This is a genomic window from Micromonospora sp. M42, from assembly GCF_000568915.1.
Lineage (GTDB): Bacteria > Actinomycetota > Actinomycetes > Mycobacteriales > Micromonosporaceae > Micromonospora > Micromonospora chalcea.
Genome location: NZ_KK037233.1, coordinates 5,866,430 through 5,892,793, shown reverse-complemented (window position 1 = coordinate 5,892,793; position 26,364 = coordinate 5,866,430). Strand labels below are relative to the sequence as shown.

Genomic DNA, 26,364 nt, shown 5'->3' with positions numbered 1-26,364 from the left:
GGTCAGTCGTCCCCGCGTACGCGGGCGTGCAGGTGCATGTCGTGCCGTCCGTCGTCGTGCACGGCCGCGCTGCGCTTGGTGCCCTCCAGCCGGAACCCGGCCTTGACCGCCACCCGGCACGACGCGACGTTGCCGGTGGAGTGGTCCAGCCAGAGCCGGTGCAGCCGGCCGTCCGCGAGCGCCCACGCGCTCAGCGCCCGCAGCGCGCCGGAGGCCACGCCGGTGCCGCGGGCGGCCGGAACCACCCAGTACGCGCACGCGGCCTCGCCGTCGTCGAGGTTGACGCCGCCCAACGTCATGCGCCCCACCACCTCGTCGCCCCGGGTCACCGCCCAGCTCGCGCCCGTCTCCTCCTGCCACGATCGACGGGAGTGGGCGAACCACTGGAGGACCTGCTCCGGCGACGCGGGCCGGCGGGTGTGCCAGCGGCGGATCTCCGGATCCTGGTACGCGGCCAGGACGGTCGGCGCGTCCCCGTCCGCCCAGGGGCGCAGGACCAGTCCGCCCTCGGCGGGCAACGTCGGTTGCGGGCCGGCGGCCAACGTACCGGCGGGAACGGCGGGCGGTGTGGACACCTGAAAGCGCATGCCCGACTCTCCCCCGCCGACCACCCCACATGTCAATCGGGTTCAGATCGGCACGTGCGAGGGTCCACGCGCCACGTGGCCGCTCGGCTAGGGTGCGCTGGTGGCAGTGACGGCAGCGGGCGTCTTCCGGCGTACGCCGCGGGAACGGGCCGACCAACGACTCGCCTGGGAGCGCGCCGACCAGGCGTTCTTCGCGGCCGGGGCCTGCCACATCCTGGCCTGGGTGTGCCGGGACACCTACCCGGACCGGCCGATCGGCCTCGCGGGGTTGCGGTTCGCGGGCGAGCGCCAGGTCTTCCACGTGTACGCGACCTGGGCGGACTGGGCGTTCGACCACGCCGGATGGAACCGGGAGGCGGACCTGCTCGCCGCCAACCGGGAGTTCGAGCGGCGCTCACTGGACCGGATCGGGATCACCGGCGACCTCGCCACGTTCTGCCGGGCCCAGCATCACCGCATGCCGCACCAGTACTGGGGTGATCCGCTCCCCCGCGCCCGCGACTACGTGAACCGGCATCCCCCGCCGTGGGCGTGACGTCGTCTGGAATCCGGTCGGCCCGGGCCGGCGCGGCACCGCGTACCGGATGTGGCCGGCTGCCCGCGGCGCGCACGGACAGGCTGGGCCCGCCGTCGTCGGCCCGGGCCCAGCCTCGCACCGGCCGGGAGGGACGCCGGTGCGCGTCGATCAGCGCCGGGTCGGGCTCGGCGACGGGACGACGGCGTCGTCGGGCCGTACCGCCGGATTGCTCGGGTCCCGCGGACCGATCGGGACGGGCGACGGCGCGACCGGATTGCTCGGGTCATCGGGGTCGATCGGGACCGGCGACGGCGCGACCGGATTGCTCGGGTCCTCCGGGCTGACCGGGACGGGCGACGGCGCGACCGGATCGCTCGGGTCGACGGGCTCGCTCCGGCTCGGCTGCGGAACGCTCGTTCCCGGTTGCGGCGAGATCACGGCGTCGTCACCCCGACCGGCGTAGGCGAACGGCGCGCTGATCACGAGCACCGCGAGGACGCCCGCAGCCCCTGCCGCCACCGTGTTGCGTCGACGGCTACGCGCGCGCCGTTCCGCCCTGGTCAATGAGTCCCGCACAGTCGGTGCCTCCTCGGCGATGTCGGTGAGGGTGGAGCGGAGCAAACCTTCGAACGGATCGCTCATCGCTGCATCTCCAGAAGCTCGCTGTCCGGCAGGATCTGACGCAGTCGGGTGACCGCCCGGTGGGTGCGGCTGCGCACCGTCCCGACCGAGCAGCCCAGCAGTTCGGCGACCTGTGCCTCCGGCAGGTCCTCGTAGTAGCGCAGGACCACGACGGTGCGCTGCGCCGGTGGCAGTTGCCACAGCGCCGCCCGCAGGGCCAGCCGGAGATCCGTACCGCCGGCCGGGTCGGCCACCACCGGCTCGTGCCCGCCGACCGGTGACTCGCGGCGGCGGCGCAACCGTCGCCACCAGCTCACCTGCTCCCGGTACATGACGGCGCGGAGGTAGCCCTCCGGGTCGGCGTGCCGGATGGTCCGCCACTTCGGAATGATCTTCGACAGCGCCGACTGGAACAGGTCCTCGGCACTGCTGCGGTCACCGGTGAGCAGGTAGGCGACCCGAATCAGCGCCGGCGCCCGGCTCGCCACGAACTCGGCCAGCACCGCCCGCTCGTCCTCTTCCACCGCACCACCCTCGTCTCCTCGTTCACCAGTGACAGACGCGCGGGGACGCCGCCGCTATCCCGAATCGGCGAGAATCCTGCTCGGGGCTCCGACTTACGGGTGACGTCCTGCTGCTGCACTCGTCGTACCGGAGTCTCGGGTTCGACGCCGGGCGCACCTACGCGGTGGTGCTGGCGCTGCTGGAGGCGCTCGGACTGCACGCAGACTTCTGGACGAAGGTCTCGCGTTCCCCGGTGTCCGGGTCTTTGGCCCACTGCCACAGGCTCACATTCCCCCGCCAGCTGCGCCGCGTGTTCAACTCAAGGCTTGCTTTGGCATCCTTCATCGTCAGGACCAGATGACCGTCCGCTGCCAGGTCATCTTGGCGCAACTCGCCGCTTCCCGAGACCGTGTCGTTGGGGCCGAACATGGCCGCAGAGACCGTGAATGATCGATCTGACTCGATCTTGACGACCCCACCCTGCCGAGACTCGATCTTGACGACCCCACCCTGCCGAGACTGGAAAACGCCGCACAGAGCATCGATGCGAACCGGCCACAGTGATCCCCAGGCCAGGGCACATGGCAGCAGCGCGATCAGTAGGCCGGCGGCCACAAGCGAGACCTTTCGTCTGCTCATGCCCGTCTCCTGTCGATGTCCGCCGTCGGCATGGTCGGCACCGCTTCCGCCTTCATCCCGGCAGAGTAGGCGGTGACGCCGCCAACCGTTCTCGCCTCAGCCCATCTCCGCGGTGGTCCGCACACCGCGGAACTGGCCCGCTTCCACCTGGTCGTGCTGCTGCACGCTCAGGTCAAGATGGGCGCATCGAACGCACCCGCCTTCGGGTACGGTGACGCTTCACGAGTCGCGTCCCTACCGTCGATGGCCTCGCCGTTCAGGAGGTAACGCGCGTGCGTAGGACCAGCCGCATGTTGTGCTGGCCGCTCAGCGTCTGCCTGGTGGCGGCGCCGGCAGCCTGTACGTCCTCAAGCGGTTCCAGCCAGGGTGAGGCCACACCACCCGCGCCAACTGCGTCTCCGGGTGCTGACGCCAGCGCGTCCCCGTCAACTGACGTGAGCACCGGGCAGGAGTCGTGCACCAAATCGGTCGATACGATCACGGAACCGCCGGCGGGTTATCGGCTCGTGGGAGAGGACGTCGCGGTACCTGCCCGGCCGGTGCTTCAAGTAGCGGAATCGGGGCAACCGGACCCGGCAGCCCGGCTGTTCGCCAAATGGGGCCTGGTCGTACGCGGCGGCGCAGTGGTCGATCTTCGGGTGGCATCCGGCTGGGAGGACAAGGCGCGTCTCGGATGGGGCTCGTCAGTGGTGCCGGCCGTGAGCGCCCACGTGCGCGCCTGCGCACCTGTCGATGACCGACCTCAGTGGCTGGCCTTCGTCGGCGGCACCTGGGTTGCGCGGCCGGCCTGCCTACCGCTCACCATCACGTCGCGGGGGCAGACGGCGCACGTACAACTAGGTGTCGGTGTCCCCTGCGACGGAACCACGCCGCCGAGTTCGTAGGAATCCTGAGCTTGAGGCTTACTTGTCTAGGGCTCGAGCGTGGTGGGCATGCCGAAGGCGGCGACGTGACGGGCACCGATGAAGGCGTTGCTCTCTGCGATCTTCCCGTTCTCGATCCGGAGTACGTCGACGACCAACGCCTCGTAGTGCCGGCTGCCGGGCCGGCGGAGATAGTTGATCAGTGCCGGGCGCCCGTTGGCCGAGGTGGGGAAGGTACGCCAGTCGAGCGGTCGGCCGAGGAACTCCGCGGCCGCGTCGATCCCGACGACCGGCGGCTCGGGCGGCATCGTGATCCGTACGTCCTCGGCGAGCAGTTCCCGTATCGTCTCCGGGTCCTTCGCGTCGGCGTAGCGGCGCAGGATCTCTTCGTCCTCACTGGTGAGCTGCGGGCGGCGCCAGTCCTTCGGGTCCGACGGAGCGCGTCCCCGAAGGGTGTGGCGGGCCCGCTGGAGGAGGCTGTTGACGGCCGCTACGGCGGTGTCGAGCGCGACGGCGATCTCCTGCGGCGTCCAGCCGTGGACGTCGCGCAGCACGAAGGCCGCCCGCTGCCGCGGCGGCAGGTACATGAGCGCCGCGATCACGGCCAGCTCGACGGTCTCCCGAGCGGCGAGACCGGCCTGCGGATCGTCGGCAAGCAGGGCATCGGGATAGGGACCGAGCTCGGTGGACCACTCCAGCGGATCACCGTACGGCACCGCCCGTCGACCGGCCGCCTTGCGGCTGTCGAGGAAGACGTTCGTGGCGATCCGGTACAACCAGGTACGCGCCGACGCCCGGCCCTCGAAGCGGTCGCGAGCCCGCCAGGCACGCAGGAAGGTCTCCTGCACCAGGTCGTCCGCGTCGGTGACGTTCCCGGCGAGGCGGTAGCAGTGGACGTGTAGCTCACGCCGGTGCTCGTCGAAGGCGCGCCGCAGCCAGATCGCCTGCTCGTCAGACGAGTCGGGCATGTGATTTCCCCGGGGCTGAGTGGTGCTCACAACCGTACTGACGACCGCGGACCGCATCCGTCATCGGTCACCGATGACACTCGCCGACTCGGTCGTCTGTACCTGTGACCGATCCCCACTCCACGAAGGAGACAGCCATGACGGCAACCCCCGCGTCCAGCGCCGCCGCGCCCCCGGTCGTCGACCGGGAGACCTGGCTGCGCAAGCGCGACGAACTGCTCGTACGGGAGAAGGCCCACACCCGCGAAGGAGACGCGATCGCCGCCGCTCGTCGTCAGCTACCGATGACCTTGATGCCGACGGTGACGGTGCGGGGCCCTGGCGGCGACACCCCGCTGGTGGAGGTGTTCGAGGGCCGCCGGATGCTCATCGCCTACTTCCATATGTGGCACGACGGCAATCCGTACGAGCATCAGTGTGAGGGGTGCACCTTCTCGACCTGTCACATGCAGACGCTGGACTACCTGCATGCTCGGGACGTCACCTACGCCGTCTTCTGCGAGGGTCCCTACGACGAAAGCGCCCCGTTCGCGGAGTTCATGGGCTACAGGTTCCCCTGGTATTCGGCGAAGGACTCCGACCCGGCTCTGGCCGACGGTCGTCACTTCGGGTTCATCGCGTGCTACCTGCGCGACGGCGACAAGGTCTACGAGACCTACTGGACCACCGGGCGGGGCGTGGAGGCGTTGATGACCACCTACCACGCCCTGGATCTCACGGTGTACGGCCGGCAGGAGAACTGGGAGAACTCGCCTGAAGGCTGGCCGCGGGTCGCCGGGCACCCGTGGCGTCTCGACGGCCGCCCCACCGCGCAGTGGTCGCGCCCCGGCGTCGCACCGCGATGACGTCCTGATCGTGGTTGAGCTGGGAAAACGGCTGGTGGGTCGGGCGGGGTTCGCCCTCGCCACCGAGGAATCATGAGATCAAGATGGGCGACCCAGCGACCTGCCTGAATGGGCTCTCACCAGCGGAAACACCTTTCGATATCTCTCACCACTCCCCCAGCGGCGGTCGGCCTCTTGCGGACTGGGTGCGAACTGCCCGCAAGCCTCTCGTCCCGCAAGAGGCGGCTACCCATCGAGCGCCTTCTGCCACGCCGACAGCTCCTGTCGAAGCCGTCCCACCTCATCAGGTGGGGCGTCCGGGAATCTGGGCACTGCTTCAGCGATTCCCTCCACCGCCTCCTCACCGATCACCTGACTGATGGCATCCCATAGGACCCTTCGCGCCCGAGACGCTTGAGGGCCGATCAGCCACTCGTCGATGAAGCGGTCGACGGTCCCGGCGTCTGCATGGCCGCCTGCCATCCTTGAACCGATCCGGTCAATCGAGCGGGTGAGGCACTCAAGGAAGCGAGCTACCTCGATCGCCCGGTCAAGTGGGACGGTCACCGTTGATTCGTCGCGGTTGACATCCAAGGCTGCCCCTCTGGATCAAGATGCCGTCGCAGACCGTCCAGATCCTCGACGGATAGCCGCCAGTCTGCCCCCGTCCCCCGGATAGGTGCCAAGAACTGCGGTGCCCGGTGGGGGTCAAGGATGGCTGTAGGCCATCGGCATACCGACGCGCAGCGCCCTTGACGCCGGGCGGGTGGCGTAGAGGATCGGGCACCCGGGGACGGTTCACGCCCTGGCCCTCATCGTCGTCAAACCGCATTCGGCGACCTACGAGAGGCCGGGGGCAAGCAGTTCCGCTGCGCGGCAGCCGATCGCCCCAACCTCAACTGGGAGCGACGCCTACGCCGATCGTCCCGCCTCACAGCCCTTCAAGCCCTTGGTAGGCCCCGTCAGCGTGGCCGGCCGGCCCGGCCGATGCCGGCGCTTGCGCCGCCAGCAGGCCGCCTTGATCCTAAAGAGGCCAATTCGGCAGTTCGCGGTGTAGAACTCTTGTCTTCCGTCGGCTGATGCGCGACACCCGTCCGCCAACTGATCGGCGACACCTACGCGCTGGTCGCGGCATGAGCGAGCGTCAGCGATGATGGCGCGACCGTTCAGATGGGGAAACGATGACGACACGACCGACTCTGTTCCTGACGGTAGGACTGCCAGGCACCGGGAAGACCACAGAAGCGCGGCGCATAGAAGTCGAGGAGCAGGCTCTTCGCCTCACGAAGGACGAGTGGGTAAAGGCCCTGTACGGCCTCGCGAACCCGCCGTCGGCCTCGGACGTGATCGAAGGACGGCTCATCGAGATTGGGCTGCGCGCCCTCAATCTCGGCATCAACGTCGTCATCGACTTCGGCCTCTGGGGTCGAGATGAGCGCTCCGCGCTACGGCAGGCAGCTGCCGACCTCGGCGCGGCGGTGGAGATGCGCTACTTCGAACTCCCACCGGCCGAGCAACGGAGACGACTCGACCAACGCCAAGCCGAAGAGCCGCACACGACGTGGCACATGTCCGACGAGGAACTCGACAGGTGGGCTGCCCTCATCAGCATCCCGACCGAAGGGGAACTCGACGGCAGTGAACCCGTCGACTGCCCGCCGGAAGAATTCGCGACGTGGGAGGACTGGCGCAGGCATCGCTGGCCACCGTCGGTCCCCTGACACCAAGGATTCCGAACCAACCACCCATCGGCAGACCGCACGTCCCGACGCCCACTGATGTGCCCCGGTGACGAGCTGGTGTTCACATCCCCAACGGGCGAGGTGTTGCGTAACAACAACTTCCGTCGCCGGGTCTTCGACCGGGCTTCGGCGTCGATCGAGCTTGCGAACCGGACGCCGCACGAGCTGCGGCACAACGGCGGCCAGTGTCGCGGTGGCGGAGGGGCCAATGTGAAGGCAGCCATGACCTCGACGCAGTGCACCCGAGCCGTCGGCACCATGGCTGAGCTGGAGAAACGGCTTGGTGGGGCGGGCGGGGTTCGAACCCGCGACCGAGGGATTATGAGTCCCCTGCTCTAACCGGCTGAGCTACCGCCCCGTCACCGCGCCGGATCGTAACCCGCCGATCGTTTCGCGGACCACCACCGGCCGGGCGGAAAGACTACCGCGACAGCACGATGGGCTACGCGAGGATAACAACGCGCAACCCACCGGCCAACGGCTCTACGCGCGCCGCAGATCGGCGAGGACGGCGCCGACCGTGCGCCAGCCGCTGGCGAGCGCGCCCTGGATGGACGGGCTGTCCCGGTGGTCCCCGGCCACGTACAGGCCGCCGCCGAGCGCGACCGGCTTGCGCAGGCGGCCCTGCGGCGGCGGGGCGGCGGGCAGCGCGTCCGGCACGGTGACGGTGGTGAGGTGGGTCCAGTCGGCGGTGGAGCGGCCGTAGAGGCGGTCCAGTTCGCGGCGGATCACCGGTTCGGGTGGGGTCTGCGGGCCGACCACCGAGGTGGCGACCAGGTGCTGGCCATCCGGGGCGTACGTGGGCGCGGCCCGGCTCACCACCACCGTGTTGGCGATCGTTTCCCGCCGGTCGCCGTCAAGCAGCAGGATCGGCTCGTCCAGTGGCGCCGTCTCGGTGCGGTGGTAATAGGTGGTGTAGGCGTGCATGCGTACCCTCGGCAGCCCGGGCAGCAGCGTGGCCGCCGCCGGCGGGTCGGCCGCGACCACGACGGCGCGGCAGGTGATCTCGCCGGACGGGGTGCGGACGCGGCCGGGCGCGACCTCGGTGACCGGGGTGTTCAGGTCGATCAGCTCGGCGGGCAGCGGCGCGGCGAGCGCCCGGGGCAGCGCCGCCATGCCGTCGGCGGGCAGGCCGATGCGGCCCCGGGCGAAGGAGCGCATGATGACCGCGAGGACGTGGCTGGAGGTGGCCAGCTCGCGGTCGAGCAGCACGCCGGACAGGAACGGCCGGAGCAGTTCCTCGATGATCGCGTCGGAGAGCCCGGCCCGGCGCAGCGCCTTCTCGGCGCTGGTCTCGGGTGTGTTGAGCAGCCGCCCGACCGGCAGCGTCGCGTAGCCGGCGGCGAGCGCGCCGAAGCGCAGCCGGTCGGTCAGTGTCCCGATGCCGGCGGTGAGCGTGGCGGGCGCGCCGGCGGGCTCGCGCAGCGGGTTGACGAGTCGTTCCAGCCGGTCGCCGCGGCGCACCAGGACGCCGGGTGTGAACCAGCCTATTCCGAGGGCGCCGACGTCGACCAGGCCGGCCAGCCGTGGGTACGCGGTGTTCAGCACCTGGAAGCCGCGGTCCAGCAGGAACCCGTCGACGCGGTCGGTGGCGACCCGCCCGCCGAGCCGGTCGCCGGCCTCCAGCAGTCGCCAGGGCACGCCGGCCCGGTGCAGCCGCCGGGCGGCGGCGAGCCCGGCCAGGCCGCCGCCGACGACCACGACGTCGGTGTCAGGCACGGTCCACCCCCGCGCCGGTCCGGTCGCCCTCGCGGTGCGACCGCGACAATCGGCCCGGCCACCAGACCTTCGGCCCGATGTCGTACGCGAGCGCGGGCACCAGCAGCGAGCGGACCACTATGGTGTCGAGCAGGACGCCGACGGCGACGGCCACGCCCAGCTCGACGAGCACCACGAGCGGCAGCACGGCGAGCGCGGAGAACGTGGCGGCGAGGACGATGCCGGCGGAGGTGATCACGCCGCCGGTGACGGCCAGGCCGACGAGCACACCGGCGCGGGTGCCGCGGCGTACCGATTCCTCCCGGACCCGGCTCATCAGGAAGATGTTGTAGTCGATGCCGAGCGCGACCAGGAAGACGAACGCGAACAGCGGGAACGACTGGTCGACGCCGGGGAAGTCGAAGACGTACCGGAACAGCAGCGCGCAGAGGCCGAGCGTGGCCAGGAATGACAGCACCACCGTGGCGATCAGCAGCACCGGGGCGACCAGGGCGCGCAGCAGCACGGCCAGGATGATCGCGATGACCAGCAGCACCACCGGGATGATGACGTTGCGGTCGCGGACGGAGGCGTCGGCGGTGTCCACGTTGATGGCGGTGAAGCCGCCGACGACGGCGTCCGCGCCGGGCACCCGGTGCACCGCCTCGCGCAGGTCGCGGATGGCCTGTTCGGCGCCGTTGCTGTCCGGCGCGTCGGCGAGCGTGACGTTGAGCTGCACCCGCCCGTCGACCACCTTCGGCGCCGCGGCCGGGTCGGGCGGCGCGCTCTCGCCGCGCTGGCCGAGCGGCGCGACCGCGGCCACCCCGGGGACGCCCTGCGCCACCTGGGCGACCTGCCGCGCGGTGTCCTGGGTGGTGAAGATGGTGGCGGGGCTGCCGGTGCCGGCCGGGAAGTGCCTGTCGATGACCTCCTGCCCGGCCACCGAGTCGGTGCGCTGGGTGAACAGCTGGGACTGGCCGAGCGTGGTGGCGCCGAGCTGGGTCACCCCGATCGCGAGCACGGCGAGCGCCACGGCGGTGACGACCCAGACGGTACGGGAGCGGCGCGCCACGAAGCCGGCGATCCGCGCCCAGATGCCGTGCTCGGCGCGCGGGTCGGCCTCGTCGTGCCGGGGCCGCCGGGGCCAGAACGCCCACCTGCCGCCGAGGACCAGCAGCGCGGGCAGGAACGTGAGCATCACCAGCAGCGTGGCGGCGATGCCGACGGCGCTCACCGGGCCGAGCGCCCGGTTGGAGTTGAGACTGGACAGCAGCAGGCAGAGCAGGCTGACGATGACTGTGGCGCCGGAGGCGACGATGGCCGGCGCGGCGCCCTTCCAGGCGGTCTTCATCGCGTCCCAGGGCCGCTCGTGCCGGTGCAGTTCCTCCCGGTAGCGGGCGATGAGCAGCAGCGCGTAGTCGGTGCCGGCGCCGAACACGAGCACGGTGAGGATGCCCTGTGCCTGCCCGTTGAGCTTGACGATGTCGTGGTCGGCGAGCAGGTAGACGAAGACGGCCGCCAGCGAGTACGACATCCCGGCGGCCAGCAGCGGGAAGATCCACAGCACCGGGCTGCGGTAGACGACGAGGAGGATGACCAGGACCACGGTGAGGGTGACGAGCAGCAGCGGTCCATCGATCGCGCCGAACACCTCGATCAGGTCGCCGAGCAGCCCGGCGGGTCCGGCGACGTCGACGGTGAGCCCGTCGCGGTCCGGGCCGGCGATGTCGCGCAGGCGTTCCACCACCGCGCGGATCTGTTCGCCCTCGCCGCTGTCGATCGGCACGATCACCTGGGCGGCCTGCCGGTCCTGGCTGACGACCGGTGGCGGCAGCGGGCCGACCACGCCCGGTACGTCGGCGAAGCGGGCCGCGTCGGCCTGGATCCGTTGCTGGTCGGCCGGGGTGAGGCCACCGGCGCGTTCGTAGACCACGAGCGCCGGCGTGGTCTCCCGGTCGACGAATCCGGCGGCCAGGTCCTGCGCGCGGGTGGCCTCGGCGTCGGCCGGCAGGAAGGAGGCGTTGTCGTTGGTGGAGACCTCGCCGAGCTTGCCCGAGTACGGCCCGGCGACGCCGCCGATGATCAGCCAGCCGAGCACCACGGCTACCGCGATCAGCGTCGCGGTCCAGCGGCTGCGTCCTGCGGCCATCTCCACCGTCCTCGAATCGACGCAACAATCGACGCAGCGGGAGTCTAGGTCGACGCCGACCATCCTGCCGGGCGAGTGACGACTCGCGGGCGGAAACCGGGCAGCCGGGACACGCGAGGGGCCGGAACGGGAAACGCCCGCCGGCAGGGCCGACGGGCGTGACGTGGAGCGAAGCTCCCCCGATTGGACTCGAACCAATAACCTGCCGGTTAACAGCCGGCTGCTCTGCCAATTGAGCTACAGGGGACCGTGCACCGCTCGGATCGGATCTCTCCGCTCCGTGCGACGGGGACAAGAGTACAGGACATCGGGGGGTTGTGCGCCAGGGGGTTACCGGAGGAGGACCGGACCGGCGGACGCGCCAGGATTACGGACAAATCGTCATCTCGGCACAGGGAGGCATGAGCGGAGAGCAGGATGGGTAGTTAGCCGTCGACAGAGAACGCAGGCGCAAGATGGTCGTTCCGCCGAGCCGGCGGAAATCGGCAAGAGCGTCAGGTACGGAAGGAGCCGCCATGCGCGGAAAGATCATGTTTCTTGGCGGGCTGGCTGCGGGATTCGTCCTGGGCGCCCGTGCCGGCCGGGAGAAGTACGAGGAGCTGGTGGTCCGGGGGCGCAAGGTGCTCGACCACCCGACCGTCCAGGAGGCGGCCGGGGTCGCGCAGGCCCAGGCGACCCGGCTCTACTCCGAGGGCAAGGACAAGCTGGGGCAGACCAAGCTGGGTGAGAAGCTCGCCACCGGCAACGGTGGCAAGCCGGGCATGACCGAGGCCGACAAGCCGTTCGCGGGCACGCCGGCCGCGGTCGGCAGCCGCAGCGCCAACGGCACGGGCTCGACCAGTTCGACCAGCGCGTCCGGCTCGACCACGACCGGCACGAGCACCAAGCCGTCCACCGGCAACACGCTCTGACGCAAGCGGACAGCGGGCCGGTCACCTCCGGGTGACCGGCCCGCTCCCGTGTGCTCGGGCGCCGATGTGGCACATTCTCCGTGGGGAGGTGACCACATGCCGATGGTCGGACCGGAAACGGCGGATCAGGCGCGGCTGCTGCGCCTGCTGCGCGACGACGGCCCGCGGTCCCGGGTCGAGCTGACCGACCTCCTCGGCCTGCCGCGGGCCCGGTTCGCCGCCGAGGTGGACCGGTTGACCGCGCTGGGCCTGGTGGAGAGCGCCGGCCCGGCTGCCTCGCGGGGCGGGCGACGGTCGTCGCTGCTGCGCATCGGCGCGCAGGTCCGGTTCGGCGCGGTGCTCGTCGGCGGCGGCACGCTGCGGGTCGCGCTCACCGACGGCGAGCTGAACCCGCTGGCCCGGCACGACGAGCCGGTGGACGTCCGGCTCGGCCCGGACGTGGTGGTCGGACGCATGGTCGAGCTGCTCGGCAAGCTTCGCGTCGAGGCGGGTCTGACGTCGCTGACCGGCGTCGGTGTCGCGCTGCCCGCGCCGGTCGAGGTCCGCGACGGCACGCTGGTCTCCCCGCCGGCCCTGCCCGGCTGGCACCGCTTCCCGGTACGCGACACGCTCGCCGCCGAGCTGGGCTGCCCGGTGCAGGTCGACAACGACGCCAACGCGATGGCCCTCGGTGAACGGCACGCCGGCACCGGCCGCCCGTTCGACGACTTCCTCGCCGTCAAGCTGGGCGACGCGGTCGGCTGCGGGCTGGTGCTCGCCGGTTCGCTCTACCGGGGCGCGGCCAGCGGGGCCGGCGACATCGGCCACCTCCAGCTCAGCGAGGACGGGCCGCTCTGCGGCTGCGGCAACAACGGGTGCGTCGAGGCGTACTGCGGGGATGCCGCGCTGGTGCGGGAGGCGGTGACGGCCGCGCGGGCCGGGCGCTCGACGGTGCTCGCGGACCGGCTGGCCGCGGCCGGGACGCTGGCGGTGGACGACGTGGCGGCGGCGGCCACCGAGGGCGACCCGGCGGCGCAGACCATCGTCCGCGACGCCGCCCGCCGGCTCGGGCAGGTGCTGGTCGGGCTGGTCAGCTTCGTCAACCCGGCCATCGTCATCATCGGGGGCGCGCCGGCCGGGATCGGGCCGGTCCTGCTCGCCGAGATCCGGGGCGTGGTCTACCGGCGCTCCACGCCGCTGGCCACCGGCAGCCTGCCGATCGTCCTGTCCGACCTCGGCGACACCGCCGCCCTGATCGGCGCGGCCCACCTGGTCAGCACCCAGACCTACGCCGCCCGCTGACCCCCGCCCTCACCTCACCCCGTCGATCTTGCACTTGCGGCCCTCCCGAGACGGGCATAAGCGGCATCACGTGGGCCGCAAGTGCAAGATCGCGAGCGCAGGAGGAGGGTCAGTCGCGGCTGCTGAAGGCGGCGTCGAAGGCGGCGCTCGGGGCGTCGAAGGCCAGGCGGCGGACGAACTGGAGCGCCTCCGGCGCGCCGACCAGGCGGTCCATGCCGGCGTCCTCCCACTCGACCGAGATCGGGCCGTCGTAGCCGATCGCGTTCAGCGCCCGGAAGCAGTCTTCCCACGGCACGTCACCGTGGCCGGTGGAGACGAAGTCCCAGCCGCGCCGCAGGTCGGCCCAGGGCAGGTGGGAGGAGAGCCGGCCACGCCGCCCGTCCCCGGTACGGACCTTCGCGTCCTTGCAGTCGACGTGGTAGATCCGGTCGGCGAAGTCGAAGATGAAGTTCACCGGGTCCAGCTCCTGCCAGACGAAGTGCGACGGGTCCCAGTTGAGCCCGAACGCCTCCCGGTGCCCGATCGCCTCCAGCGTCCGCTTGGTGGTCCAGTAGTCGTACGCGATCTCGCTGGGGTGCACCTCGTGCGCGAACCGCACGCCCACCTCGTCGAACACGTCCAGGATCGGGTTCCACCTGTCGGCGAAGTCCTGGTAGCCGCGCTCGATCATGGCCGGTGGCACCGGCGGGAACATGGCCACCGTGTGCCAGATGGACGAGCCGGTGAAGCCGACGACGGTGCGTACGCCGAGTTTCGCCGCCGCCCGCGCGGTGTCCTTGATCTCCTCGGCGGCCCGCTGCCGCACCCCTTCCGGCTCGCCGTCGCCCCAGATCCGGGCCGGCAGGATGTCCTGGTGCCGCTCGTCGATCGGGTGGTCGCAGACGGCCTGCCCGACCAGGTGGTTGGAGATGGCGAACACCTGAAGGTTGTGCTTGGCCAGGGTGGCCCGCTTGCGCTCGACGTACGAGTCGTCGGCGAGCGCCTTGTCCACCTCGAAGTGGTCGCCCCAGCAGGCGATCTCCAGTCCGTCGTAGCCCCACTCGGCGGCGAGCCGGCAGACCTCGTCGAACGGAAGGTCGGCCCACTGGCCGGTGAAGAGCGTGATGGGTCGCGCCATTGTCCTTCTCCCCTGTGGTGATGGGGGATTCCGTCGCGGACCGGGGCGAGGACGACCGGAGGCGGCGGCCTGAGGGCACCGGTGGACGCCGGAGCGTCTGCCTCCCGGGCGGGTTGCGCCTCCCGCCGGGTCACCGGCCACCTCGCGGTCGCCGCCTCCACTCTATGGCCTACCTCAGGGCAGGGTCCAGCGCTGGTTCGCCGCGCCCGTGCACGTCCACAGGTGCACCGCCGTGCCGTCGGCCGAGTTGTTGCCGGACACGTCCAGGCACTTGCCCGACGACGGGTTGCGCAGCGTCCCGTCCGCCTGCGCCGACCAGGTCTGCGCCCCGGTGCCGTTGCACGACCACAACTGGATCTTCGTGCCGTTCGCGTTGCCGCCGCCGGAGACGTCCAGGCACTTGCCCAGCGCCTTCACCGGCCCGTTCGGCGTCACCGTCCACGTCTGCGCCGTCGAGCCGTTGCAGGTGTAGAGCTGGATCTGGGTGCCGTCGGCCGACGAGGCGTTCCGCACGTCCAGGCACTTGCCGGCCAGCCCCTTGATCGGGCCGGTGCCGCCGCTTGCGGTGCCGCGGACCAGCGTGAAGTCGTCCACGTCGAACAGGCCGGTGCCGCTGCCGGCGAACGTCAGGTGCACGGTCTGCGTACCGGACGGCACGCCGGTGAGCGCGGTGGACACGTCGGCGAACGTGGTCCAGCTGCCGGTGTTCGGCACCGCCACCTGGCCGAGCAGCGGTCCGGTCGGCGAGCCGGTCCGCACCTGGAGCGTGCCGCCGGGCCCGCCGGAGACCACCCGGGCGCGCAGCGACGTCACACCGGTCAGGTCCAGCCCCGGGTACGCGGCCCAGTCGCCCGGATCCACGTACCCCAGGGTCTGGCCGCCGTTGGCGCCGGCCTTGGGGTACGCGCTGACGCCGCTGGCCGAACCGAACGCCTCGGCCTGGACCGTGGTGTTGCCGGTCGGCGGCGGCGTCCCGCCCAGTTCCTTGATCCGGATGTTGCGGAACGACACGTCGTCGCCGGTGCCGTGGTTCTGAATGCCGACGTGCCCGGCGAGCGACCGCACCGGATCGGTGTTTGTGAAGTCGTTGATGCGTACGCCGTTGAGGAACACCTGCAGCCGTTCCCCTTCGACCAGGATCTCGTAGGTGTTCCACTCCCCCGCCGGGTTCAGCGCCGCGTCCCGGGCCGCCAGGTCGGCGGACTTGAAGCCGTAGATCGCGCCGGTGGTCCGGTCGGCGGCGTCGGTGGGGTCGATCTGGATCTCGTAGCCGTTGTCCACCGCCGAGTTCGGGTCGCTCGACGGCGGGAAGCCGACGAACACGCCCGAGTTGTCGTCACCGGCCAGCCGCCAGTCCAGCTTCAGCGAGTAGTTGGTGAACTGCTTCGCGCTGTACCAGTACAGGCCCATGCCGCCGACCGAGGTGAGCGTGGCGTCGGTGTTGGTGAAGCTGCCCGGCCCGGCCTGCGACCAGCCGGTGGTGCCGCCGTTGTAGAGCGTGGTGTAGCCGGTCTCCGGCCGGCAGTCGGCCTTCGTGCGCCCGGCCGCGTAGCGGATGCCGCCGAGCAGGTGGTTGCGGAACGCCGCGTCGGCGTAGGAGGCCTGGGTGTGGCCGCCGCCGGTGTAGAAGGACCGGCCACCGCTGTACGTCTTGCACCAGGCGTGCGGGTGGTCGCCGCCCATCGAGCCTCCCGAGTACGAGGACTCGTCGAGACTGGCCAGCACGTGCGCGGTGGAGCGGGCGTTGGAGCGGTAGTCGTACCACTCGTCGGTGCGGTTCCACTGCTGCGGCAGGTGCGCGGTGGCCGCGTGCGCCCGGTCCTCCACCTTGACGGTGGCCGGCTGGATGGCCGGGTGGGACGCGAACCACGCGCCGACGAGGTTGCCGTAGAACGGCCAGTCGTACTCGGTGTCGGCGGCGGAGTGCACGCCGACGTACCCGCCGCCGGCGCCGATGTACGCCTCGAACGCCGACTGCTGGGTGGCGTTCAGGACGTCCCCGGTGGTGTTGAGGAAGATCACCGCCTCGAAACGGGCCAGGTTGGCGGTGGTGAACTGGGCAGCGTCCTCGGTCGCGGTGACCGTGAAGTTGTTCGCCGCGCCAAGCTCCCGTACGGCCTGCGTGCCGACCGCGATGGAGTCGTGGCGGAAGCCGGCGGTCTTGGAGAAGACGAGCACGTCGTAGGGGGCGTCGGCGGCGCTCGCCGGGGTGCCGGCGCTGGTGGCGGCCACGGCGGTCACCGCGACCAGCGCGATACGGAGGAGTCTCATCGGCGTTCTTCCTTCCCACCTCACGGCAGCGTCCACTTCTGGTTGGCCGCACCCGTGCAGGTCCACAGGTGCACCGCCGTGCCGTCGGCCGAGTTGTTGCCGGACACGTCCAGGCACTTGCCCGACTGCGGGTTGCGCAGCGTCCCGTCGGCCTGCGCCGACCAGTTCTGCGCGCCGGTGCCGTTGCACGCGTAGAGCTGGATCTTCGTGCCGTCCGCGCTGGCCCCGCCGGACACGTCCAGGCACTTGCCGAGCGCCTTCACCGTGGCGTTCGGCGTCACGGTCCACGACTGCGCCGTCGTGCCGTTGCAGGTGTAGAGCTGGATCTGGGTGCCGTCGGCGGTGGCGGCGTTGCGCACGTCCAGGCACTTGCCGGCCAGGCCCTTCACCGGGCCGGTGCGCACGGCCGACGTGGTGAGCGTGAACGCGTCCAGGTCGTAGAGCGCCCCGGTGCCACCGGCGAACGTCAGATAGAGCGTGGTGGTGCCGGCCGGCGGATTGGCGATCGTGCCGGTGACTGTGGTGAACGTGTCCCAGGCGCCGGTGACCGGGACGGTGGCCGAGCCGAGCACGGCGCCGGTGGCCGAGCCGGCCCGTACCTGGAGCGTGCCGCCGGCCCCGGCGGACGACACCCGGGCGGTGAACCCGGTGGCGTCGGCGAGCAGGTACGGCTGGAACGCGATCCAGTCTCCGTTGTGGATGTCGCCGACGGTCTTGCCGCCCTCGGCGGTGGCCTTGTCGAACGTGTTGATCCCGGACGAGGTCTTGAAGTGCTCGGCCTGCCGGTGCCGGGGCTGGAGTGTGTGCTGGGTGTGCGTGGTGAGGCCGCCGGAGTCGGTGTACTCGGCGTCGAAGACCGCGAAGATGTTCGCCGCGTCGTCGTGCTCACCGTCGACGGGTACGGCGATCGAGCCGGTGCAGCCGGTCGCCGAGGTGATCTGGTGGCCGTGCTGGTCGTGGCCGAGCACGTAGGTCATCTTGACTTTCGTGCAGTCGATGGTCGCGTCCTCCGGGTCGGTGACGGTGATCCGGAACGGCACGGTGTCGCCGAAGGAGAACAGCTTGCCGTTGCCGGGTGTCTCGATGACCACAGTCGGGGCGGTGTTGCCGACGGTGATCGTCACGCTGGCGGTGCCGGTGGCGCCCTGCGGGTCGCGCACGGTGAGCGTGGCGGTGTACCTGCCGTTGGCGGTGTAGGTGTGCGAGGGGTTCGCCGCGGTGGAGGTGCCGCCGTCGCCGAACGTCCAGGCGTACGTGAGCGCGCCGCCCTCCGGGTCGGACGAGCCGGCCGAGGAGAAGGCCACCGCGAGCGGCGCGGCGCCGGAGGTCCGGTCGGCGGCGGCGCGGGCCACCGGGGCGCGGTTGGCGCCGCCCAGGTAGTCGAAGCGGTAGAGCGCCGAGTTGGCGTCGCCGTTGAAGTAGCCGGTGCCGTAGTCGAGCACGTAGTACGCGCCGTCGGGGCCGAACGCGGAGTCCATCACCTGCTTGCCGGTCCACGGGAAGCTGTCGATGGTGCCGGGTGAGCCGTCGGCGTTGACGTGGATCGGCTTGATCCAGCCCCGGCCGAACTCGGTGGCGAAGAACTGCCCGTCGAAGGACTGCGGGAACTTGGTGGTGGACGGGTTCGCCGCGTCGTACCGGTAGACCGGGCCGCCCATCGGCGACTCGGAGCCGCCGCCGAACTCGGGCGGGCTGCCCGCGTCACCGGCGTAGCGGATCCAGGACGGCTTCGCCGCCGGCAGCGTGGTAAGGCCGGTGTTGCGGAACGAGTTGTTCGTCGGCCCGCCCGTGCAGTTGTACTTCGGTCCGGCGGTGCCGGTGGCGAAGTCCCATTCGGCGTACGTCTCGGCGGCCGTGTTGGTGCCGGTGCAGTACGGCCAGCCGTAGTTGCCGGGCCCGGTGACCCGGTTGAACTCGACCTGCCCGGACGGGCCGCGCGCGGTGGTGGTGCCGGCGTCCGGCCCGTAGTCGCCCACGTAGACGATGCCGGTGGCCTTGTCGACGCTGATCCGGAACGGGTTGCGGAAGCCCATCGCGTAGATCTCCGGGCGGGTCCGCGCGGTGCCGGGCGCGAAGAGGTTGCCGGCCGGGATCGAGTACGTGCCGTTGGCGTTCACCTTGATCCGCAGGATCTTGCCCCGCAGGTCGTTGGTGTTGCCGGCGCTGCGCTGCGCGTCGTACCCGGGGTTGCGGTTGGTGCGCTCGTCGATCGGCGCGTATCCGGCCGAGTCGAACGGGTTGGTGTCGTCGCCGGTGGACAGGTAGAGGTTGCCGGCGGCGTCGAAGTCGATGTCACCGCCGACGTGGCAGCACAGCCCCCGGTCGGCCGGTACGTCGAGCACGTCGACCTTGCTGGCCTGGTTGAGCGTGAAGTCGGCGTTGAGCGTGAACCGGGACAGCCGGTTGACGCCCTGCCAGGCGGAGAAGTCGGTGCCGGTGGCGGGCGCGTCGCCGGCGGGGGTGGACAGCGGCGGCGCGTAGTAGAGGTAGATGTGCCGGTTGGAGGCGAAGCCGGGGTCGACGCCGACGCCCTGCAGCCCCTCCTCGTCGTGGGTGTAGACCGGCAGGGTGCCGATGACTGTGGTGGCGCCGGCCGCGTCGGTGCGGCGCAGCGTGCCGTTGCGGGCGGTGTGCAGGACCGACCGGTCGGGCAGCACCGCCAGGGACATCGGTTCGCCGGTCTCGGCGACGCCGCGGGCGAGTTCGACCTGCTGGAAGTCGCTCGCCGTGATCGGGTGGGCGGACGCCGGGACGGGCGCCGCGGCCGCTGTGACGGTGCCGGCGGTGGCCGCGAGCAGCAGCGCTGCGGCAGCGGCGAACGGTCGTCGGGCACGGGGGTGGTGGTGGCTGGACATGCTGTGCTGTCCCTTCCTGACGCGCGCAGCCAGGACCGGGCGCGCGTCGCGCCGGATGCCGAGCGGGGGATGCTGCGCCTCGGCGAGGCGGGCGGTACGGGGGGGCGGATCGCCTCGTCGGGTCAGCTAGGTACTGTGCACGACATTAAAACCTTTCGATCAGCCTGTCCATAGCTTCTGATCGATCGGCTTACACTTTCGCCGCCACGCGACAAAAGTAGGTGTCACTCGCGGCGGTCGACAGCCCGCTCCACGAGCGCGGCGAGCACCCGCCGGGCCGGCTCCGCGAGCCCCGCCGCGTCCAGCGCGACCACTGCCGCGTCGGCCCGGGTACGGATCATCCGCTCCACCGCCTCCCGGGCGCCGGACTCCTCGACGATGCCCCGCACCTCGGCGGCGCCCGCCTGATCCAGCGCCGGATCGCCGACCAGCTCGCGCAGCCGGGCCACCCCGGCCGGGGAGGCGGACGCCCGGGCCAGCGCCAGCAGCACCGTCGGCTTGCCCTCGCGCAGGTCGTCCAGATTGGACTTGCCGGTCACCGCCGGATCGCCGAAGACGCCGAGGACGTCGTCGCGGAGCTGGAACGCGTCCCCGAGCGGATCGCCGAACCCGGCCAGCGCCGCCACCTCCGCCGGCGTCGCGCCGGCCAGCGCGGCCCCGATCTGCACCGGACGGGTCACCGTGTAACGGGCCGTCTTCAGCCGCACCACGGCGAGCGCGCTCGCCACCGAACCGTCCCCGGCCGCCGCGACCACGTCCAGGTACTCCCCCGCGATCACCTCCGAGCGCATCCGGGCCAGCAGGACCTGCCCGCCGCGCAGCCGCTCGGGCGGCAACCCGCAGCCGTGGAACATCTGCGCCGACCAGGTGGCGCAGAGGTCCCCGCAGAGCACCGCCGCCTGCCGGCCGTACGCCGCCGGGTCGCCGCGCCAGCCGGACCGCTCGTGCAGGTCGGCGAAGAAGCGGTGCAGAGTGGGCGCGCCCCGGCGGCGGTCACTGCGGTCCACGATGTCGTCGTGGATCAGCGCGAACGCGTGGAACAGCTCCAGCGACGCCGCGGCCACCACGATCGGCCGCTCGTCCGGGCCGCCGAAGCCCCGCCAGCCCCAGTAGCAGAACAGCGGCCGCAGCCGCTTCCCGCCGGCCAGCACGAACCGGCGCAAAGCGGAGTGAACAGTCCCCGTACCGTCGTCCGGCCGACCCGGCCCTCTCGCGTCCAGGAACGCGGCGAGCTCGGCGTCGAAACGGCCCCGAAGCAGGGCCGGGTCGGTCGGTGCGACGGTCACGGTCATGGTGCCTCCCAGGCCAATCCGGCGAGTTCCAGCAACAACGCCTTCACATCGGTCGCCTCCACCCGGGGCCGGATCGCGGCCGGGTCGGAGCAGAGCAGCACCGGGCCGTCCGCCGGATCGGCCGGCAGGCGCCCGTGCGAACCACGCACCGCGCGCGCCCCGGCGTCCAGCCCGACCACGTTCATCAGATAGCGCAGGCCGAGCTTCTTGCGCGCCAGCGCCACCGCCGCACGACGTTTCGCCGCGCCCGGAGCGGCCGGATCGAAGAACAGCTCGGCCGGGTCGTAGCCCGGCTTACGGTGGATCTCCACCAGCCGCGCGAAGTCGGGTGCCCGCGCGTCGTCCAGCCAGTAGTAGTAGGTGAACCAGGAGTCCGGCTCGGCCACCAGCACCAACTCGCCCGAGCGGGGATGGTCCAGGCCGTACCCGGCCTGCCCGGCGGCGTCCAGCACCTCGGCCACGCCGGGCAGCGCCGCGCAGAGCTTCGCCACCGCCGGCACGTCCGCCGGATCCCGGACGTAGACGTGCGCCACCTGGTGGTCGGCCACCGCGAACGCCCGTGACGTCCACGGGTCGAGGTATTCCATCCCGGCCTGGGTGTAGACCCGCAGCAATCCTTCGGCGCGCAGCAGCCGGTTCACGTCCACCGGGCGGGACACGTCGGTGATGCCGTACTCGGACAATGCCACCACAGTAGCGTCCCGATCACGGGCCGCGTCCAGCAGCGGGCCGAGCACGGTGTCCAGCTCCGCCGCCGCGGCGGCGGCCTCCGGCCCGGACGGACCGAAGCGTTGCAGGTCGTAGTCCAGATGCGGCAGGTAGACAAGGGTCAGGTCGGGGGCGTGGTCGGCGAGGATGCGCTGCGCCGCCCGGCTGATCCACGCCGAGGACGGCAGCCCCGCGCCCGGCCCCCAGTAGCTGAACAGCGGGAACGTGCCGAGCGCGTCGGTGAGCGTGTCCCGCAGCCGCGGCGGGTCGGTCCAGCAGTCCGGCTCCTTGCGCCCGTCGGCGTGGTAGACCGGGCGCGGCGTGACCGTCCAGTCCACGTCCGCGCCCATCGCGTACCACCAGCAGACGTTCGCGACCCGGTAGCCCGGCTCGACGCGGCGGGCCGCCTGCCACACCTTCTCGCCGCCGACCAGCGCGTTGTGCTGCCGCCAGAGCAGCACCTCGCCCAGGTCGCGGAAGTACCAGCCGTTGCCCACCACGCCGTGCCCGGCGGGCAGCTCGCCGGTGAGGAACGTGGACTGCGCCGAGCAGGTCACCGCCGGCAGCACGGTGCCCAGCTCGGCGGCGAACCCGGCGTCGGCCACCGCGCGCAGCCGGGGCATGTGCGCCAGCAGCCGCGGGGTCAGCCCGACCACGTCGAGCACCACCAGCCGCCGGCTCATGCGGTGCCGGCCTTCGTTCGCGACTGCGGGGCTCGCAGGACCGGCTCACTCCTCGCGCTCACGAGGACATCACCGCCGTCGGCGCCAGCCCGAGCGCGGTCAGCTCGTCGCGGGCGAAGGCCAGCTCGGCGGCGATGCCGGCGGCCAGCTCCGCGTCGCCGCGCGGCCGCCGCGCCTCCGGCAGCACCCCCCAGGTGTACGTCTCGACGTCGAGGTGGTCGCAGCCGGCGGCCGGACCGGCGAACAGCGCGGCGAGCGCCTCCCGCAGCACCGGCACCGTGGAGCGCAGCGGCGGTTCGGGCGGGGCGTGCAGCGGCACGTGGTAGTGCACCCGCCAGGCACCGGGCAGCCGCGCGTCGAGCGCGGCGTCGAGGTCGTCGGCCGCGTACGCCGGATCGGCCGGATCGGCGGCGCCGGCGCAACCGGCCGCGCGGGTCTGGTGCAGGAACCTCGGCTCGACGAAGCGGCGCAACGCCGCGGCCGCCCCGGCCGGATCGGGCGCCTCGACGGCGGCGGACACCTGGACCTTCACCACGGGGAGACCGGCGGCACGCAGCCCGGCCAGGGCATCCGCCGGCTGCTCCCAGGCGCACGCCAGGTGTGCGAGGTCCAGGCAGATCCCGAGCCGGTCGGTATCCATGGCTGAGAATACCTCGCGTGCTTGTCCCGTCGACTCCACCAGGCAGCCGGGTTCCGGCTCGAAGCCGACCCGGATCACCCGGCCGGTCTCCCGCTGCACCGCGGCCAGCCCGTCGGCCAGCGCGTCGAGCCGGCGCCGGGCGGTCGCGGCGCGCGCGGTGTCCCACGGCGTACGCCAGGCCAGCGGCAGCGTCGAGACCGACCCGTGGACCGCGTCGTCGGGCAGCAGGTCGGCCAGCACCCGGGCCAGGTCCAACGTGTACGCCGAGCGCTGCGGCGTGGTCCAGTCCGGGTGGTACACCGCGCCCTTGACCACCGGGGCCTGGAACGCGGCGTACGGGAAGCCGTTGAGCGTGACCACCTCCAGGCCCCGCACGGTCAGCTCGTGACGCAGCCGGCGGCGGGCCGCCGGGTCGGCGGCGAGCGCGGCGGCCACCGGCGCGGCCAGCCAGAGCCCGAGCCCGAGCAGGTCGGCGCCGAGCGCCCGGCGCACCGCTACCGCGTACGTGTCGAGCTGGGCGACGATGCCGGGCAGGTCCTCGGCCGGGTGGACGTTCGTGCAGTAGCCGAGATGGACGGTCGTGCCGTCGGCGTGGCGCAGCCGCATCATTCGCCTCCGCGCAGGATCGAGTTGCCGGCGAAGGTGGGGTCGCTCGCCTCCAGGGCGGTCAGGTCGAGCCGGCCGGACTGGCCGTAGAACTCGACCGGGTTGCGCCACAGCACCCGGTCCACGTCGTCGGCGCTGAACCCGGCCAGCTGCATCGCCTCCCCGGTGGCCCGTGTCAGCAGCGGGTCCGACCGCCCCCAGTCGGCGGCCGAGTTGACCAGCATCCGCTCGGTCCCGTACCGCTTCAGCAGCTCGACCATGCGCGGCGGCGACATCTTCGTCTCCGGGTAGATGGAGAAGCCCAGCCAGCAGCCGGTGTCCCGGACCAGCCCCACAGTCACCTCGTTGAGGTGGTCGACGAGCACCCGTTCCGGCGCGATGTCCGACTCGGCGACCACGTCGAGCGTGCGCCGTACGCCGCGTGCCTTGTCCCGGTGCGGCGTGTGCACCAGCGCGGGCAGGTCGTACGCGACGGCCAGGGCGAGCTGCCCGGCCAGCGCGGCGTCCTCGGGCGGCGTCATCGCGTCGTAGCCGATCTCACCGACGGCCACCACGCCGTCCTTGTCCAGGTAGCGGGGCAGCAGGTCGAGCACCGGGCGGCAGCGCGGGTCGTTCGCCTCCTTCGGGTTGAGCGCCACTGTGGCGTGGTGCCGGATGCCGAACTGCCCGGCCCGGAACGGCTCCCAGCCGATCAGCGAGTCGAAGTAGTCCACGAAGCTGTCCACGCTGGTGCGCGGCTGGCCCAGCCAGAACGCCGGCTCGACCAGCGCGCGGACCCCGGCGGCGGCCATCCGCTCGTAGTCGTCGGTGGTGCGGGACGTCATGTGGATGTGCGGGTCGAAGATGCGCATGTCACGCCTCCGGGGTGGGGATGGTCAGCCGGCGCAGCAGGTCGGCCGCGTCGTCGGGCATGGTCCGGCCGGCGGCGTGCCGCTCGGCGGCGTACGCGGCGAGCATCCGGGCCAGCTCGCCGTCGGCCCGCTCCGGCAGGTCGTCGACGACCGCCAGGGGCACGCCGGTGAACACGCACTTGAGCACCGCCTGCCGCCAGGCCGGCTGCTCCAGGTGCCGGGCGTACGGGCCGAGCGCGGCGGCGACCAGCCGGGTGTCGTTTGTGCGGATCGCGTCGTGCAGCAGCGGCACGCACTCCGCGCCGATGGGCAGCAGCGGCAGCGCGCGCAGCACGGCGCGTTTCTCGGCGGCGTCGCCCTGCCGGTAGAGCGTCTCGGCCGCGGCGGCGTGGCCGTTCGGCAGCGTGGTCAGCAGCAGCGCGCGGGCCGCCTCGTCGGCCGTCCAGCCGGGCGGGTCGGGCAGCGGCCCGCGACCGCACCGCCGGGCGGCGGTGGCGAAGAACCGTTCGATCGCCGTGGGTTCGGTCGCGACGCGGCGCAGCGCCGCGTCCAGCCACTGCGAATCGGGTACGCCCCGAACGCGGCGCGCAGTCGGTCGGGTGTCATGCCGTCTCCCCTCTGCCGGGTGGAAGGTGGTGGGTCACCGCCCCTCGCCGCGCGAGGCGGCGGCGCGCAGGAAGTCCAGTGAGCGGGCGGCGACGGCCGGTGCCGCGTGCGAGTGCCGGGGCAGCTCCACCGCCACCAGCCCGCGGTAGCCGGCGTCGGCCAGGGCACGCAGCACCGGCGGGAAGTCGATCTCGCCGGCGCCGAACTCCAGGTGCTCGTGCACGCCCCGGCGCATGTCGTCGATCTGCACGTTGACCAGGTGCGCGGCGACCTCGGACACGCACCGCGGCACCGGCAGCGGCTCCAGGCACCGGCAGTGCCCGATGTCGAGCGTGATGCCGAAGCCGGGCGGCGCGCCGAGCGCCTCGCGCAGCCGCCGCCACCCGGCGACGTCCTCGACGAACATGCCCGGCTCCGGTTCGAAGCCCAGCGGCACGCCCGCCTCGGCCGCCTCGGCGCAGACCACCGCGCAGCCCGCTACGAGGCGGTCGGCGGCGACGTCGGGCGGTACGCCGGGCGGGCGTACGCCGGCCCAGAAGGAGACCGCCTCCGCGCCCAGGTCGGCGCCGATCCGCACGGCCCGGCGCAGGAGCTCCACCCGCCGGGACGGGTCGTCGTGCAGCAGCGTCGGCGCGTGCTTGTGCCAGGGGTCGAGCAGGTAGCGGGCGCCGGTCTCGACCACCACCGCCAGCCCGAGCGCGTCCAGCCGGCGGCGCACGGCGGCGACCCGGCGGGCCAGGCCGGGGGCGAACGGGTCCAGGTGGTCGTGGTCCAGGGTGAGCGCGACACCCTGGTAGCCGAGGTCGGCGAGGACCGCCAGCGCGTCGCCGAGGCGGTGGTTGGCGAAGCCGTTGGTGCCGTACCCGAAACGCAGCGCGCCCGGGCCGGGCAGCGGGTCGGCGGCGGTCATGTCGGGGAGATCAGTCGGGCCAGGCGGCGGCCGAGCGGGGCGGCGCCGGCCACGGCGAGGCCGAGCAGCCGGGCCCCGGCGCGGGCGGTGAGCGAACCCTGCAAGGCGGGCAGCCCGGTGATCCCGGCCCCGACGGCGGCGCGCACCCGGGCCGGTGACGGATCGGCGAGCACCCGGGCCTGCGCCCGGCCGTACCGGACGGCGTACCCGGCCGCGAGCACCGCCGGCACCAGCTCCCCGAGCCGAAGGAAGGGCCCCCTCTTAACGCATCCGGTAGAGGAGGGGGCCCCGCTTAACACGGTGGGCCGGGCCGGGGTGGTGAACGCGATCAGCGCGGTGCCGGCCAGCGTGAGGCCCGGCAGACGCCGGTCCGCGCCGGTCACCTCGCGGCGGGACAGCGCGGTCACCGTCCAGGTGTGCGCGGCGACGGTGAGCGCTGCGGGCAGCGCCCGGACCACCCGGCCGCCGGACGCGCCGAGCAGCACGTCCCAGCCCACGGCACGCGGCATCACCGCCGGGCC

General features: G+C 72.3%; 21 protein-coding genes, 2 tRNA genes and 2 pseudogenes. 5 read left to right on the top strand and 20 right to left on the bottom strand.

Features of this window, described 5'->3' with window-relative positions; all coding sequences use genetic code 11:
• Positions 1-2 precede the first annotated feature (2 nt).
• Positions 3-587 (bottom strand): GNAT family N-acetyltransferase, encoded by a 585-nt coding sequence (locus MCBG_RS27230; RefSeq protein WP_043329118.1) that lies wholly within the window; start codon positions 585-587, stop codon positions 3-5.
• Positions 588-687: 100 nt separating this feature from the next.
• On the opposite strand from MCBG_RS27230, the gene MCBG_RS27225 reads away from it, so the two are divergent.
• Positions 688-1,122, top strand: a complete 435-nt coding sequence (locus MCBG_RS27225) for a hypothetical protein (protein ID WP_043329117.1) — start codon at positions 688-690, stop codon at positions 1,120-1,122.
• 150 nt (positions 1,123-1,272) lie between these two features.
• Here MCBG_RS27225 and MCBG_RS27220 read toward each other — a convergent pair whose 3' ends face one another.
• The 4 genes from MCBG_RS27220 to MCBG_RS27205 all read right to left on the bottom strand — a co-directional run bounded on the left by MCBG_RS27220 (position 1,273) and on the right by MCBG_RS27205 (position 4,699).
• Positions 1,273-1,746, bottom strand: a complete 474-nt coding sequence (locus tag MCBG_RS27220) for a hypothetical protein (RefSeq protein ID WP_043329116.1) — start codon at positions 1,744-1,746, stop codon at positions 1,273-1,275.
• Complete coding sequence (locus MCBG_RS27215) at positions 1,743-2,249, bottom strand: SigE family RNA polymerase sigma factor (RefSeq protein WP_030503591.1); 507 nt, start codon at positions 2,247-2,249, stop codon at positions 1,743-1,745. The genes MCBG_RS27220 and MCBG_RS27215 overlap by 4 nt, the downstream gene beginning before the upstream one ends.
• 157 nt (positions 2,250-2,406) lie before the next feature.
• Entirely contained in the window at positions 2,407-2,868 is a 462-nt protein-coding gene (locus MCBG_RS32680; RefSeq protein WP_140946243.1) for a hypothetical protein, read from the bottom strand.
• 910 nt (positions 2,869-3,778) lie between these two features.
• The gene (locus MCBG_RS27205; protein WP_043329114.1) at positions 3,779-4,699 is read right to left on the bottom strand and encodes an RNA polymerase subunit sigma-70; all 921 of its coding nucleotides are present in this window, start codon (positions 4,697-4,699) and stop codon (positions 3,779-3,781) included.
• 137 nt (positions 4,700-4,836) lie between these two features.
• Here MCBG_RS27205 and MCBG_RS27200 point away from each other — a divergent pair, with 137 nt between their 5' ends.
• On the top strand, positions 4,837-5,544 hold the full coding sequence (locus MCBG_RS27200) for a DUF899 family protein (RefSeq protein ID WP_043331028.1): 708 nt from the start codon (positions 4,837-4,839) through the stop codon (positions 5,542-5,544).
• Positions 5,545-5,769: 225 nt separating this feature from the next.
• Here MCBG_RS27200 and MCBG_RS27195 read toward each other — a convergent pair whose 3' ends face one another.
• Positions 5,770-6,117 carry a hypothetical protein gene (locus tag MCBG_RS27195; RefSeq protein ID WP_043329113.1) on the bottom strand — a complete coding sequence of 116 codons (348 nt, stop codon included), beginning with the start codon at positions 6,115-6,117 and terminating at the stop codon, positions 5,770-5,772.
• Between the two features lie 587 nt (positions 6,118-6,704).
• On the opposite strand from MCBG_RS27195, the gene MCBG_RS27190 reads away from it, so the two are divergent.
• The gene (locus MCBG_RS27190; protein WP_043329112.1) at positions 6,705-7,244 is read left to right on the top strand and encodes an ATP-binding protein; all 540 of its coding nucleotides are present in this window, start codon (positions 6,705-6,707) and stop codon (positions 7,242-7,244) included.
• Positions 7,245-7,546: 302 nt separating this feature from the next.
• Here the strand turns inward: MCBG_RS27190 and MCBG_RS27185 are convergent.
• The 4 genes from MCBG_RS27185 to MCBG_RS27170 form a co-directional block, all read right to left on the bottom strand.
• Positions 7,547-7,623, bottom strand: a tRNA-Ile gene (locus tag MCBG_RS27185).
• 125 nt (positions 7,624-7,748) lie between these two features.
• Positions 7,749-8,984, bottom strand: coding sequence for an FAD-dependent oxidoreductase (locus MCBG_RS27180; protein ID WP_043329111.1), 1,236 nt, complete (start codon positions 8,982-8,984; stop codon positions 7,749-7,751).
• Positions 8,977-11,112, bottom strand: coding sequence for an MMPL family transporter (locus MCBG_RS27175; RefSeq protein ID WP_043331026.1), 2,136 nt, complete (start codon positions 11,110-11,112; stop codon positions 8,977-8,979). Before MCBG_RS27175 ends, MCBG_RS27180 begins: the two co-directional genes overlap by 8 nt.
• Before the next feature lie 174 nt (positions 11,113-11,286).
• Positions 11,287-11,359 (bottom strand) — tRNA-Asn (locus MCBG_RS27170).
• A 268-nt stretch (positions 11,360-11,627) separates the two neighbouring features.
• On the opposite strand from MCBG_RS27170, the gene MCBG_RS27165 reads away from it, so the two are divergent.
• Both MCBG_RS27165 and MCBG_RS27160 read left to right on the top strand, forming a co-directional pair.
• Entirely contained in the window at positions 11,628-12,023 is a 396-nt protein-coding gene (locus tag MCBG_RS27165) for a hypothetical protein (RefSeq protein ID WP_030503967.1), read from the top strand.
• Between the two features lie 96 nt (positions 12,024-12,119).
• Positions 12,120-13,304 carry an ROK family transcriptional regulator gene (locus MCBG_RS27160; protein WP_043329110.1) on the top strand — a complete coding sequence of 395 codons (1,185 nt, stop codon included), beginning with the start codon at positions 12,120-12,122 and terminating at the stop codon, positions 13,302-13,304.
• Positions 13,305-13,413: 109 nt separating this feature from the next.
• Here the strand turns inward: MCBG_RS27160 and MCBG_RS27155 are convergent, their stop codons facing one another.
• The 10 genes and pseudogenes from MCBG_RS27155 to MCBG_RS27110 form a co-directional block, all read right to left on the bottom strand.
• Complete coding sequence (locus MCBG_RS27155) at positions 13,414-14,421, bottom strand: sugar phosphate isomerase/epimerase family protein (RefSeq protein ID WP_043329109.1); 1,008 nt, start codon at positions 14,419-14,421, stop codon at positions 13,414-13,416.
• A gap of 174 nt (positions 14,422-14,595) precedes the next feature.
• Positions 14,596-16,692 carry a ThuA domain-containing protein gene (locus MCBG_RS27150; RefSeq protein ID WP_043329108.1) on the bottom strand — a complete coding sequence of 699 codons (2,097 nt, stop codon included), beginning with the start codon at positions 16,690-16,692 and terminating at the stop codon, positions 14,596-14,598.
• Between the two features lie 20 nt (positions 16,693-16,712).
• A complete protein-coding gene (locus MCBG_RS27145; protein ID WP_043329107.1) occupies positions 16,713-19,547 on the bottom strand; it encodes an RICIN domain-containing protein in 2,835 nt (944 codons plus the stop codon).
• A 224-nt stretch (positions 19,548-19,771) separates the two neighbouring features.
• Positions 19,772-20,839, bottom strand: a complete 1,068-nt coding sequence (locus MCBG_RS27140; RefSeq protein ID WP_043329105.1) for a polyprenyl synthetase family protein — start codon at positions 20,837-20,839, stop codon at positions 19,772-19,774.
• Entirely contained in the window at positions 20,836-22,230 is a 1,395-nt protein-coding gene (locus tag MCBG_RS27135; RefSeq protein WP_043329103.1) for an alkaline phosphatase family protein, read from the bottom strand. The genes MCBG_RS27140 and MCBG_RS27135 overlap by 4 nt, the downstream gene beginning before the upstream one ends.
• Positions 22,231-22,288: 58 nt before the next feature.
• Positions 22,289-23,476, bottom strand: coding sequence for a metabolite traffic protein EboE (eboE, locus tag MCBG_RS27130; protein ID WP_043329101.1), 1,188 nt, complete (start codon positions 23,474-23,476; stop codon positions 22,289-22,291).
• Complete coding sequence (locus tag MCBG_RS27125) at positions 23,476-24,327, bottom strand: TatD family hydrolase (protein WP_043329100.1); 852 nt, start codon at positions 24,325-24,327, stop codon at positions 23,476-23,478. The genes eboE and MCBG_RS27125 overlap by 1 nt, the downstream gene beginning before the upstream one ends.
• Position 24,328: 1 nt before the next feature.
• Positions 24,329-24,933: pseudogene (locus MCBG_RS27120) on the bottom strand (EboA domain-containing protein).
• A gap of 34 nt (positions 24,934-24,967) precedes the next feature.
• On the bottom strand, positions 24,968-25,843 hold the full coding sequence (locus MCBG_RS27115; protein ID WP_043329098.1) for a sugar phosphate isomerase/epimerase family protein: 876 nt from the start codon (positions 25,841-25,843) through the stop codon (positions 24,968-24,970).
• Positions 25,840-26,364: pseudogene (locus MCBG_RS27110) on the bottom strand (4-hydroxybenzoate polyprenyltransferase); the annotation flags it as partial. The gene MCBG_RS27115 and the pseudogene MCBG_RS27110, both read right to left, overlap by 4 nt.